Origin of the sequence: Bradyrhizobium centrolobii (assembly GCF_001641635.1) — a bacterium.
GTDB classification, from domain to species: domain Bacteria; phylum Pseudomonadota; class Alphaproteobacteria; order Rhizobiales; family Xanthobacteraceae; genus Bradyrhizobium; species Bradyrhizobium centrolobii.
The window spans coordinates 19,146-31,546 of record NZ_LUUB01000015.1; the positions used below are offsets into that span (position 1 = coordinate 19,146).

The following is a 12,401-nucleotide window of genomic DNA, read 5'->3' on the forward strand; positions in this document are numbered from 1 at the left end:
CTCAGCCCCCCTGCGCACGCAGCCGCACCGGCAGCGCGCGGAACGTTCGAAGGAACGCGGAGGGCTCCCGGGTCGGCTGCTCGGCCAATGCCAGCGTGGGGAAGCGCGCCTGGATCCGCGGCAGGCTCTCGGCCAACTGCACGCGGGCCAGTTGCGCACCGAGGCAGAAGTGGATGCCGTGGCCGAAGCTCAGCATGATCTTCCCGTCGGTCGACATGCCAGGACTCGTGCCGTAGAACCGCGCGGGATCGAAGCGGTCGGGATCGGCGAAGGCGTCCGGGTCGCGATTGCCGGCCGCGATCAGCACGCGCACGTCCGCGTTCTTCGGGATCACCACGCCGCCCAGTTCGATGTCGCGCTGGGCGATACGCGGAATGGAGCTGAACATGGCGGGCGCGTCGCAGCGCAGGACTTCTTCGACGAATGCCTTCACCCCCACGGCGTCTCCCTGCAGCCAGTGCCGCTGTTCGGGATACGCCAGCATCGCCAGGACCGCATGGTTGATGGTCGCAGCAGTGGTGGCGAAGCCGCCCAGCAGCATGCCCCACAGCATGCTGATCAACTCCACATCCGACAGCGTGTCGGGATCGTCGTCGTGTGCGCCGACCAGCATCGACACGATGTCGTGGCGGGGATCGGTGCGCTTGCGCTGTATGAGGTCGCCGAAGTAGGCCTGCACTCTTGCGCTGGCCGCGTCCGCCGCGGCGAGCTGGGGATCGCTGGCGTGCGGGCTCAGGCCTTCCAGAATGGCGCGGATGCCGGCGGCGAGCCCGAACATGTCGTCCTGGGGCATGCCGAACAGTTCGGCGAAGACCAGCAAGGGCAAGGCCAGCGCGAATTCCCGATGCAGGTCCACCGCCTCCCCGCGCTCCAGCACGGGCACCATGCCGTCCAGGCGCGCTGCGACGATGCGCGCGATGCTCGGCCGCAGGTTGTCGATCTGGCGCATGGTGAAATCGCGCGAGATCAGCCGGCGCAGACGCGTATGCGTCGGTGGTTCCTTCATCGCTAGCGTGGACGCCAGCAGATTGAGCGACAGGCTGGTCGCCGCACGCGGGAAATAGCGCGCGAGTTCGCCCGGCGCCGGTCCCCGAAACACATCGCCCGTGGCCTTGAGCGCCCAGTAGATGTCGGCGTGGCGACTCAACAGAAAGAGGCCCGACGCCGCGCGATGCACTGGATCGTGCTCGCGCAACCACCGCATGAACGGATACGGGTCGTGGATGCACGCTGGCGACGCCAGTTCGGCGAAGGCGTCCCGGCATGCTGCCGTGGTTTCTTGCACGTCCATCTTGGTTACCTGTTGGCTGGCTGATCTGACCGGCGCGCGCCAGGCCGCCGGCAAATTGCGGAGAAGATCGCGATTCCCGGCGGCGTCCGCGCATCACCAGAGCACCGGGAACTCCTCGAACCCGCCAGTGATGATCTCCTTGCGCAACTTCAGTTCTTCGGGCGCCACGGCCAGGCGCAGCGCGGGAAAGCGCTGGAAGATCGAACCGAACACCACCTTGAGTTCCAGCCTGGCCAGCGCCAGCCCGATGCAGTAGTGCGGCCCGTAGGAGAAGGTCAGGTGCGGATTTTCGTCGCGTCCGATGTCGAAGATTTCCGGGTCGTCGAAATGGCGCGGATCGAACGACGTCGCCGGCAGGCCGACCAGCACCTTGCTCTCCGCGGGAATATGCACGCCCGCGATGGTCACGTCGGTTCTCGGATAGCGCATGATGCCGTCCCAGCCCGCGCCCGGCGGGTACATGCGCAGGATTTCCTCCACCGCCTTGTCCACCAGGGATGGATCGCCGACCAGGCGTTCGCGCTGTTGCGGATGGCGGAACATGGCCAGCAGGCCGAATTCGATCTGCGCGACGGTGCTCTCGTGCCCCGCCACCAGCATGCCCGCCGCCAGGCCGATCGCCTCTTCCTCGGTTGCCTTGCCCTGGTCGACCGCCGCGAGCAGATCCGTCAGCAGGTTGTCGCCCGGATCCTGGCGCTTGTCCCGCATCTTGCCGCGGATGTAGGCGCGCAGTTCTTCCCAGGCCAGGCGCGACGCGCTGCGCGGGCCGCTTTCATGCTGGTGCGTCATCACCTCGTCGGACAACCCGGCGAAAAACGCGTGCTCCTCGTAGAGCACGCCCATCAGCGCGCTGATGACCATGGCCGGAAGCGGAAAGGAGAGGTGGCGCCGCAGGTCGGCGGGCTGGGGCTGGGCCGCCAGCGTCTCGAACAACTGCGCGGCGATCGCCTCGACCTGCTGCGCGAGTAGCTCCACCCTGCGGTTGCTGAAGGCCGGCGCCACGATCGTGCGTAACCGGGCATGCTCGCCCCCCTCGTGCGAGACCAGCCACCCCGGCGAACCGAGAATCACCGAATCCGGGGTGAATGCCGCCGGCGGCATTCCCGCGGGCCGGAACGCCGCGTCGGACAGCGCCGCCTTGGCCTCGTCGTAGCCTGTCACCCACCAGCCTTCGTGCCCGGACGGGAAGCGCACGCGGTGGATCGGACCGTTGGCGCGTAGCGCCAACATCTCGGGCGAGGGCTCGATGTGATCGACGCGCCACATCGGCAGCGTCGGCAAGGGTTGTTCAGACATGGTGGCACTTCACTCTCTAAGCGATGGAAGGCCGGAAGGTGACCGGCAGGCGCTGCGGGCAGCGGCTTTACGTGCGCTTGCGTTCACTTCTGTTCGTCGATGATGATCGGCGGGAAAGGCGGCCGGACCCTAGGGCCTCAATTTGGCTTTAGCCAACTACCGAATCTTGTAGTAGCCCCCCTAAGCTAAACGCCTGGTGACGCAAAAAATTTGCGGAAAACTCTGTCGCCACGCGGAAACCTATTTCCGATGGGTATCCGCCTATGTTGGTTGGCTGCATGCGCGTGTCGCCGGACTCCGACCGCCAGAGCACGGACTTGCAGCGCGATGCGCTGCTCGCCGCCGGCGTGATCCGCTTCACCTGTTCGAGGATCACGCCTCGGGCGCGAAGGATGACCGCACCGGCTTGGCGCGAGCGCTCGAATTCGTCCGGCCCGGCGACGTGCTGGTCGTGTGGAAACTCGCCCGGCTCGGCCGCTCGTTGTCTGCTCGCCATCGTGATCTCGCTCAAGGACAATCGGGTGGCGTTCCGCTCGCTGACCGAGAACCTGGACACTACGACACCCTCGGGCGAATTCCTGTTCCAGGTGTTCGGCGCGCTCGCGCAGTATGAGCGCGCTTTGATCCAGGAGCGTGTCGTCGCCGGCCTGGCCGCCGCACGCAAACGCGGCCGGATCCGCGGCCGGCCGCAGGCGATTACCGGCGAGAAGCTGGACGCCATCATCGCCGCGCTGGACGGCGGCATTTCCAAAGCGGCGGTATGTCGCAACTTCGGCGTCAAGCGAACCACGCTGATCGAGACCCTGGCACGGGTCGGTTGGATGGGCTCCGTGGCGCTCGCGAAGCGGATCAAGCTTAGCCACGACTCCAGCAATACGGCCCGCCTCGTGAGTCGAGTAAGCAATCTTCAATCTCTGCCGGACCAATTCCGTAGCCGGCAGACCCAATCACGTCTTCGCTGCGTCCTTGAAAGCGGGGCCGGCCATTGACATTGCGTATTCCTTGATCTCCTGTTAGGAGCCATTTGCCATCAGGACCTTCTACGAACTTTTCGCGCGTCGCTTCAGGATTATTCCAGTAGCCGAGAAACATCACCGGATCGGGTGATAACACCGCGATGGCTCCCTCTGCTTCATCCGGTTGCCTGGCGCCCGTGGTAACATCGATGACATCGACGACATGACCAGGTCGGCCCATTGTGCCTAGAGCGGCGGATCTAGCGCCGCGCACGACGGCAAACCCTCCTTGCTCAGCACGGACGATTTCGCTCGGGTGCATCGAAGGCAATGTAGGCTCGCGCGCAGGGTGGGTAGGTCTGAAAATAGACCAGCCGCCGGTCAGACCGCCTTGCGACATCCGTAAGCGCTTGCGTGTGCCAGAGGCCCCGTTTGCCGATGTTCAGGAAGTAATCATCTAAGAATAATACTCCGCCTGGTACGATCCGGGGCAGCAACGCGCTGCATGCAGCTTCAATTGATGACGGAAGATTGCAGTCGATCACACCGACGGCCACGGGTTGGCTCGGCTCTTCTCCTCTTGTTGATTCGTTGCGAAAGTCACCCTTCACTATGCGCAACCGCTCGGGCCCGATGTTCTTTTCAAGAAACTCACGAGTGGCTTGTTCGTCCGCACAATAATCACCCGGCTTCAGAAAGGGTAACATTGACCGCTCTTGTTTCGTCATCTCCGGCTCCCCCGCGAAGCTTTCGAAGCCGACATACCGCGTGATTACGCCCAAGCGATCCAGGATGTGGTGGGCACTAAACATCATCTCGCCACGAAACAGTCCAAACTCGACGTAGTCTCCCACCAATCTGTTCATCGCGAGATAACCGCGAATATCCAACAGAAACTGCACTTTGCGCTGTTGACGATGACGATGGTCGAGCTCATCGGACAGTGAGCGCAAATCGCTAGCGATTTCGTCCATGGATCTTGTGGCGTCGTCGAGATGTGTACGCATCGCTACAACCGTTGTCGCTTTTCAAACGTCTGCCGCCGACCGGTAGAACACCTAACCGCGTCAAGAAGAGAGACTACGCCTCGCAGATGGCGCCAGTGTGGCGTCTTCGAAGCGTGCTGCCGTGGGATCGATAAGCAGCTTGACGCAGGTCGCCGTTCCACGATGGCCGCGCCGCTGCTTCGTGGCGCCAACTTGTCGGCTATTCACGTGGAGCTATGTGCGACAGCTCCGTAACCCTTCTACGACGCTCCTCTTGGCACGTAGCATGCAAAGTTCTGGGTGGCCGGATCAAATCCGGTTGGATTGAGACCTGGATGTCCTGGCACCTCACTCGCGCATGTTCGAATTTGCTTGAGAGCCGCAGGCCCGAATTCATATGACCGCCGATCCGACCAGAACACCACTTCTCTTGACGCCGGGACCATTGACCACGCACTCGCGAACTCGCTCGGTCATGCTGAAGGACTGGGGATCTCGCGATCCTGCCTTTGTCGACATGACAAGACAGCTACGCGAACGGCTCCTGACGGTCGTAAATGGCGCGCCGACCCATGTTGCAATACCGCTCCAAGGCAGCGGCACTTTCGCGGTCGAAGCCACACTCGCCTCTCTGATCAAGCCCGATGATAAGCTACTGATACTGTCGAACGGCGCCTATGGGGAGCGCATGATCGACATTGCGCGACGCCTGAACCGACGATTTCTGGCCTTGCATTGGCCAGAACACCTGCCCATCGACCTGCAGCAGGTTGACAAAGCAGTTGCACTGGACCCGACAATTAGCCACGTCGCGCTCGTGCATTGCGAAACAACATCGGGAATACTCAATCCGTTTGAGCAAATCGCTTCCATCGTACTCGGTCACGGACGCGGCTTGATATTGGACGCCATGAGCAGTTTCGGCGCACTCCCGATCGACCTGTCGAAGTTTCCAATTACCGCCGTCGTTGCTTCCAGCAATAAGTGTCTCGAGGGCGTACCGGGTATCGGCTTTTCCATTGTAGACAAGAGCGCGATCGCTGCGGCCAAACGGGACAACATCCCTTCTCTGTCTCTTGATCTATATGATCAATGGCGCGGATTCGAGAACAATGGCCAATGGCGATTCACGCCACCCGTGCAAGTCGTTGCGGCGCTGGTCGAGGCTTTGCGTCTGCTGGAAGAAGAAGGGGGACCCGCAGAGCGTCTTAAGAGGTATCAGCGAAATTTCTCTACCCTCCGATCTGGGATGGAGCAGCTCGGCTTCCGGATGTTTCTTGATGCAGCAGTTCAGGCACCGATCATCGCCACGTTCTTGCCGTTGGACGACGTAGATCTTCGATCTGACGATCTTTTTGTCGCGCTTCACACTCGAGGTTTTTCAATATACCCAGGGAAGCTGACGATGAGAGATAGCTTCCGTATTGGCTGCATAGGGGCCGTTGTACCAAGCGATTTTGAGGCGCTGATTGACGCTTGTCGCGAGATTGTGAGCCTCAAGAGAGGCCGCAGCTAGCGCGGCCAAGCGTCTGCTTCGCCCTAGCGAGCCGGACCGTCGTCCGATTCCGTCTTCCTACCGTGACCGGTGATGGACCCACCAATTCTTGCAGGAGATTGCAAGCCTCAGGTCATGGTAGTCTACCGCCGACAGCTCGTAGATAAGTCCCTCAAAGCACCAAATCCTGAGAGGTGCACGCGGCCGGAGATGAGTACAAGCGCTCACGCAGTCATCCTCGCCGCTGGTGCCGGCAACCGACTGGGTATGAAGGGAGTACCCAAGGCGCTGCTGCGGTTTGGATCGAAAAGCTTGTTGTCTCGTCACATTGAATCGCTCAGGAGAATCGGAGTCACGCGGATTGACATTGTGGTCGGTTACGAGGCGACCGCAATTTTCCAGGCCCTAGTAGGTGAGTGCGGAGCCATCGCAGTTCGCGTAATCCCCGTTTTGTGGCAGGAGAAGGGAAGTCTCTTTTCGCTTGTGGCGGCGAACATTGGGTCTTTGGACGCGGATACGGTCCTATTGATGGATGCCGATGTGCTCTACCATGGCGCGATCATTGAACGTCTCGTCAGTTCCCGGAGCCAGAATGCGGTACTTGTCGATCGTAACGGCGCCGTCGGCGCCGAACCGGTAAAGCTCTGCGTAAGAGGAAACACGATCGTCGATTTCGAGAAACGGCCGACCGATTTGGGCGACTGGTATGGCGAATCAGTCGGCTTCTTCAAACTGGGACCGGCAGCTCGCCACGAACTTGGCGCGATAGGTTCTCAGCTTCTCTCTGCCGGGGGTGACCGTTTGGAATACGAAGAGGCTTTAAAGCCAGTTCTGTTGAATGCATCTCACAAATTCGCACCTGAGGACGTCACAGGTCTCCCATGGATCGAGATTGATTTCGAAGACGATCTCCGACGAGCAGAGACCCATGTATTTCCACTGGTAGAAGAGACTTTGTCTGGAAACGCGTCCTTGTGAGACGGAGGAGACAATGACAATGAAAGCTGATCTTCCACGCGGCACTTCGTTGGACTTGGAGGATAAGAGAGCGTCGTTCGACAAGGATGGGTTTGTAAAATTCGCAGGTCTCGTTGAGAACGCGCAGGAGCTTCGCGAGCATATCCTGGCCATTGAAGCTGCGGAGCCCCAAGTGGACGGCCCGTGGCTCTACTTTGAGTCCAGCGGAAAAGACGCTTCGCCGTTGATCAATCGAATCGAGAACTTCGCCGATCATGACGATGTGCTTGGCGATTGCGTTCGGTCCTCATTGATGGCCGATATCGCTGCTCAATTGCTAGGCGAGCCAGTGTGTCTCTTCAAAGAAAAAATCAACCTAAAGCTACCTGGCGGCGGCGGATTTGAGCTCCATCAGGATCAACAGGCCGGGTGGAGCCGTTACGCCAGCCTATTTGTCACCGCGCTGATCGCTATTGACGCCGCGGATACTTCCAATGGGTGCCTGGAAGTTTTTCCCGGTCTTCACAAAGATGGTCTTTTGGGGCCAGAAGGAAGCCCGCTACCAATCAGCGCAGTAGGGAACAGAGCTCCCATACCGGTCGAGCTGTCGCCTGGCGACGTGCTTTTCTTTGATAGTTACGCTCCCCATGCTTCAAAGCCCAACTTATCCGATCGTCCACGTCGCGCGATGTACCTTACGTATAATAGATTGCGAGATGGCGACCACAGAGAAGACTACTACCTGCACAAATGGGATACCTATCCTCCGGATATTGCTCGACGAAAGGACAGGACTTACGCTTATCGTGTGTGACGCGCGCACCACGAATTTTTCCCTCTGTTGATCGGACAGGTTGCCGATGACGATTTAAGCCCCGCTTTTCTGCGACACAGGCGGCCTTCCCTCCTCACGCTCCTCCGACCAGATCATCTCGATCGGAAGCAGTTCATGGTGCTCAACAGCAGGATGACTTCGGCTTCCTCGCGTAGACTCGAGGAAAACAACGGTAAGGACAGTGCTTCCATAATTGTGGCTGATAAAACGCGAGCCTTGCACCGAGCGGTTCAAGGATGCTGCCAGCAGCCGATCAGAATTGACCCGTGGTCCAATGTGTCAAGTCCGTTGTCATCCTGCGGCGCAGTACTGCCCCCTCTACTCCGGCAGTCGGCTCACGACGAGTGCCGCCATTCGGATCATGGACCGCTCGCTCCACCGCCGCGCGCGACTCGACCGAGGGGAAATCGGCGTCGGTGCGGCCAAAGTGATTGAGCCCGCGCGGATGGCTTCAATATCCAACACTGAAGCTGTGGGCCTTTGCGGAGCCCGCCTCGCACGCGCGAACCGAGTGGACGCCTGAGATCTTCACATTGCCTCCCCAATCGTGCCGCGCGCACAGCTCTTCATCGCCTGCATTTCGAACAGCTTCTCCCGAAATTGAGTTCGGAAATTATGAATTTTCGCTTGCCGTCGGGCAAAACAGTGGTCTATGTGGTGCATACGGACTCAGAAGGGGAAGTTCCACGATGGCTGATCGAAGCGGCACGCATTCGGATCTTGCCGTGATTTCAAAACTCAACGGAGATTTCAGGAAGAACTATGGAACGCTGCTTGGAGCCTTCCTCTACCTGCGGTCGGTGCAAGTGGCCGGCGGAAGGGCCTCTTTGTGCAGCGGTCTCCTTATTGCGGCCCTTTCAGCGCTGTTGAGCTGGTTTGCCCAACATGGCTGGCGATGACTGCTATGAAGCTGCCAGTCTCATCAATGAGATCATTGGCGCGTGAGACTCGCCGCGGTCTAAACGACAAGGATGGAGCGATCGGCAATTGGGAGTCGCCAGTTATTGCCAGACAAGAATAACTAAGCCTCAGCCTGCTCCTGCAGGATAGCGTGAGCGACCGGCTTCAATGATCCTGCCGTCGGTCAGAGACCTAACTGCAGTCAGCCGACCGCGTCAGTTCACCCTTCGCCTTGGGAAATCATTGACGGATTGGATATCCGGCAGCGGCCGCCACCGTTCGACAACCTGATCTTTTGCCGGTTGTGTATGGTTTCGGACGCTTACGTCTGAAAGCCGACGCGCAGGACGCCGATTGCTCCGGAGCTTTGCCTTACACTGCCATCGCGCGATGTGTTTGCTGGCACAGCAATTGCTGGATTGAGGATGTCGAGCTTGCAGCCGCCAACCCGGCGGCTGCTGCTACTGGCGACGACCGGTGTCTCGCATCACGACAAGGCCGATGATGACAGCACATCCGAATCAGGCGATCGCCACGGATACAATGCGGCAGATTCGGGTTGACCTTGCCGCAGCCTACCGGCTGATTCATCGGCTCGGCCTCGACGACAGCATCTATACCCACATCTCGGCTCGCCTTCCCGGCGATCACGATCGCTTTCTAATCAATCCGTTCGGGATGCGCTTTGACGAAGTGACTGCCTCGAACCTTGTCACGATCAACATCGACGGCACGGTCGTCGACGATCCCCTCGGACTTGGTATCAATCCGGCCGGCTTCAACATTCACGCCGCGATTCATTCCGCACGAAAAGACGCAATGTGCGTGCTGCACACCCACACAATTGCCGGGGTTGCGGTTTCGTCACTGAAAGCTGGTCTGCGGCCACTCACTCAATGGTCGCTCCAGTTCATAGACAGCCTCGCTTATCACGATTATGGAAAAATCGCGCTCGATATTGGTGAGCGCGCCAGACTTGTTGCCGATCTCCGCGACAAATCCGTCATGATTCTGCGAAATCACGGCTTGCTGACCTGCGGACGCTCCGTTGCCGAATCCTTCAAGCTGATGCGCAACCTTGAGCGATCTTGTCAGGCGCAATTGGCAATTCAAGCTGCAGGTGGGGATTTCACGGTGATCCCCGAGGCTACTGCCCGCCGGGCTGCGCAACAGTACGCAAGCTTCTACGACGGCATCGAAGCGGGAGAAACGCCGGATGTCGAATGGGCCGCCTTCAGACGTCTGCTGGAGCGAACCGATCCGGACTTCATGAACTAGCCTCGAGGAGGCTGAAATGACGCATAAGTTGCTCCGCCGCCTAGATGCTACGCAGCTCGACCTGGGCGGCTTTGTTAAATGGTCCTTGAGCTTTCCCGATCCCTACAATGACCCGATAGCTGCCGCTGATCAGGGCAGAAGAGGTTTTTCCCAGCTCCCCCTTGGATTCCAAAATGCGCTGAATGAATTCTCGAGCACGCTATATTCCGGCGTACTCTTGGTTACCGGTCTACCGATCTGCGCCGATCTTCCGCCGACCCCCACCAAGCCGGTCAGGGAGGCCGGCTTGGGACGCGTCGGCAATGAAGGCCTCCTCTTCTCAATCGCCTCCGCGTTCGGAAACCCGTACAGCTATCGTGAGTGGGAGGGAGGGCTTCTACTTCACAACAAATATCCAATTCGGCAACACGCCACCTCGCAAGTGGGGACGAACAATGTGCTGCTCCAAATGCACACGGAAAAGGCGTTTCGCGACGTTTCTCCTGACTACGTCGCTCTACTATGCTTGCGAGGCGATCCGGCCCATGCCGCCATAACGCATTTTTGCGATCTCCGTCGAGTCATCGAACAGTTCCCGTCCGATGCGCAACGGCTGCTTCGGACGCCTCTATACGCATTTCGGACTGATAGTCCGCGTCTCGTGATGGATGGCATTGGCTATACGGCGCCGCATGCGATTGTGCAGGAGCACCAGAATAGCGCCATTTATCAGTATGTCGATGACCTTTCGGCTCTTAACGACGAGGCCAAAGAGGTGCTCGATAACCTGCGGACTGCCATCGGCGCGAATACGACAGGGCTGCATTTGAACGCCGGGGATTTATTAATTATGGACAACTCTCACATCGTCCATGGCCGAAGTGCGTTTCGACCAAATTACGACGGTCGAGATCGTTGGCTGCAACGGCTGATGATTTCGCATCGTCTGAACGCAAACTATCTTTGCTCAACTGGTCATCTGATTCCGGATTCCTGCTTTTCTGAATGCTCCAGCGAACACCGAGCTGTGCAGGAACACCAACGGCAAGGAGGAGCAAACTTGTGATCCGGAGACAGTAGGTCTGGTTGAATGTATCGTGTCCTACCCTGGCTTCTGTCCCTCACATTGTTGATTGCATTCGCGGTCTCGCTTTCCGAGCTTCAGAAGGCCAAGCGCATTAGCACTACTTTGGCAGTTTCATCGGATTAATGAGCCTGTCAAGATTGAACGAAGCCGCTGTCGCGGCATGTAGGGAGGCATAGCAAGGATTGCCTCCTGTCTGAGAGGATTGTGGGTTTTCGAAGCCCAACCCTTCAGACAGGAGGTTTTCCGATGGCTGAGATCAGCCCACTTCGCCGCCGCATGATCGAGGACATGACGGTCCGCAATCTGTCACCGGCGACGCAGCAATCCTACCTCAACGCCGTAGCGAAGTTGAGCCGGTATTTCGGTCGCTCTCCCGACCGCCTTGACCTGGAGGATATCCGTGCCTTCCAGGTTCATCTGGTGGCGACGGGGATGTCCTGGCCGGCGCTGAACCAAATCGTCTGCGCGCTGCGGTTCTTCTACGGTGTGACGCTTGGTCATGACACCGTTCCGGAACGCATCGCCTATGCGCGCCAACCGCGCAAGTTGCCGGTCGTGCTGAGCGCCGACGAGGTGGTGAGCTTTCTGGAGGCGATCCCGAGCCTGAAGAGCCGTACCGCGCTGACCACGGTCTATGCCGCCGGACTGCGCGTATCGGAAGTGGTCCTCTTGAAGGTTGTCGACATCGACAGCCAACGGATGTTGATCCGGGTCGAGCACGGCAAGGGCGGCAAGGACCGTTACGTTATGCTCTCGCCGCAACTTTTGAGGATTCTGCGGACATATTGGCGGCTCACTCGGCCAAAGCGATGGTTGTTTCCTGGCCGCGACGACGAGCGTCCGCTCGTCCCCAACGTGCTGCACGCCGCCTGCCGTTCAGCCTGTGCGGCGGCCGGCCTGAGCAAGTCGGTGACAGTGCACACGTTGCGGCACACATTCGCGACCCATCTCCTGGAGAACGGGGCCGACGTGCGCATCATCCAGGTGCTGCTCGGCCATGCCAGCCTGGCCAGCACGGCGCGCTATACCCAGGTCGCCACCAAGACCATCAGCAATACGCCAAGTCCGCTTGACCGGCTCCGCCTGGAGGTCGTGCCGCCCGGCTGAGCGGTCCTGATGGCTCCGGTTCTGGAAGTGGCGGATATCTTCCGCCGCCACGGCGACGCGTTTCGGCAAGCCCGTGCCGAGCATCTGGGCCGCGTCGAGCGGCGCGTCATGGGCGCGATCACGGCATGCCGGACGGCGGTGCTCGGCGGCCACGTCGAGCAGTGCGATGACTGCGGCGCCACACGCATCGCCTACAACTCCTGCCTTATGGGCAAAGCCGGTAATGGGGAGCTG

Annotated in this window: 11 protein-coding genes and 1 pseudogene; 9 read left to right on the forward strand and 3 right to left on the reverse strand. The window is 59.7% G+C overall.

Annotation, left to right across the window (positions count from 1 at the left end; all coding sequences use genetic code 11):
- Position 1: 1 nt before the first annotated feature.
- Together AYJ54_RS01770 and AYJ54_RS01775 are read right to left on the reverse strand one after the other, a co-directional pair.
- Positions 2–1,291, reverse strand: a complete 1,290-nt coding sequence (locus tag AYJ54_RS01770) for a cytochrome P450 (RefSeq protein ID WP_063696160.1) — start codon at positions 1,289–1,291, stop codon at positions 2–4.
- Positions 1,292–1,384: 93 nt separating this feature from the next.
- Positions 1,385–2,587, reverse strand: coding sequence for a cytochrome P450 (locus AYJ54_RS01775; protein WP_063696161.1), 1,203 nt, complete (start codon positions 2,585–2,587; stop codon positions 1,385–1,387).
- Positions 2,588–2,783: 196 nt separating this feature from the next.
- Between AYJ54_RS01775 and AYJ54_RS01780 the strand changes: the two are divergent.
- Positions 2,784–3,576, forward strand: a pseudogene (locus AYJ54_RS01780) (recombinase family protein).
- Between the two features lie 260 nt (positions 3,577–3,836).
- On the opposite strand, the gene AYJ54_RS01785 reads toward AYJ54_RS01780, so the two are convergent.
- Positions 3,837–4,517, reverse strand: coding sequence for a class I SAM-dependent methyltransferase (locus AYJ54_RS01785; RefSeq protein WP_063696162.1), 681 nt, complete (start codon positions 4,515–4,517; stop codon positions 3,837–3,839).
- A 409-nt stretch (positions 4,518–4,926) separates the two neighbouring features.
- On the opposite strand from AYJ54_RS01785, the gene AYJ54_RS01790 reads away from it, so the two are divergent.
- The 8 genes from AYJ54_RS01790 to AYJ54_RS01820 form a co-directional block, all read left to right on the forward strand.
- A complete protein-coding gene (locus tag AYJ54_RS01790) occupies positions 4,927–6,045 on the forward strand; it encodes a 2-aminoethylphosphonate--pyruvate transaminase (RefSeq protein ID WP_063696163.1) in 1,119 nt (372 codons plus the stop codon).
- Positions 6,046–6,234: 189 nt separating this feature from the next.
- On the forward strand, positions 6,235–7,002 hold the full coding sequence (locus tag AYJ54_RS01795; protein ID WP_063696168.1) for a phosphocholine cytidylyltransferase family protein: 768 nt from the start codon (positions 6,235–6,237) through the stop codon (positions 7,000–7,002).
- 19 nt (positions 7,003–7,021) lie between these two features.
- Positions 7,022–7,795 carry a phytanoyl-CoA dioxygenase family protein gene (locus tag AYJ54_RS01800; protein ID WP_063696164.1) on the forward strand — a complete coding sequence of 258 codons (774 nt, stop codon included), beginning with the start codon at positions 7,022–7,024 and terminating at the stop codon, positions 7,793–7,795.
- A gap of 710 nt (positions 7,796–8,505) precedes the next feature.
- Positions 8,506–8,715 carry a hypothetical protein gene (locus AYJ54_RS48785; RefSeq protein ID WP_136623366.1) on the forward strand — a complete coding sequence of 70 codons (210 nt, stop codon included), beginning with the start codon at positions 8,506–8,508 and terminating at the stop codon, positions 8,713–8,715.
- A gap of 502 nt (positions 8,716–9,217) precedes the next feature.
- On the forward strand, positions 9,218–9,994 hold the full coding sequence (locus AYJ54_RS01805) for a class II aldolase/adducin family protein (RefSeq protein ID WP_245328846.1): 777 nt from the start codon (positions 9,218–9,220) through the stop codon (positions 9,992–9,994).
- 16 nt (positions 9,995–10,010) lie between these two features.
- Positions 10,011–11,039, forward strand: coding sequence for a TauD/TfdA family dioxygenase (locus AYJ54_RS01810; RefSeq protein ID WP_063696165.1), 1,029 nt, complete (start codon positions 10,011–10,013; stop codon positions 11,037–11,039).
- Between the two features lie 267 nt (positions 11,040–11,306).
- On the forward strand, positions 11,307–12,167 hold the full coding sequence (locus AYJ54_RS01815) for a tyrosine-type recombinase/integrase (RefSeq protein ID WP_063696166.1): 861 nt from the start codon (positions 11,307–11,309) through the stop codon (positions 12,165–12,167).
- A 9-nt stretch (positions 12,168–12,176) separates the two neighbouring features.
- On the forward strand, positions 12,177–12,401 hold a 225-nt coding region (locus AYJ54_RS01820; RefSeq protein ID WP_201724109.1), incomplete at its 3' end, for a transposase zinc-binding domain-containing protein.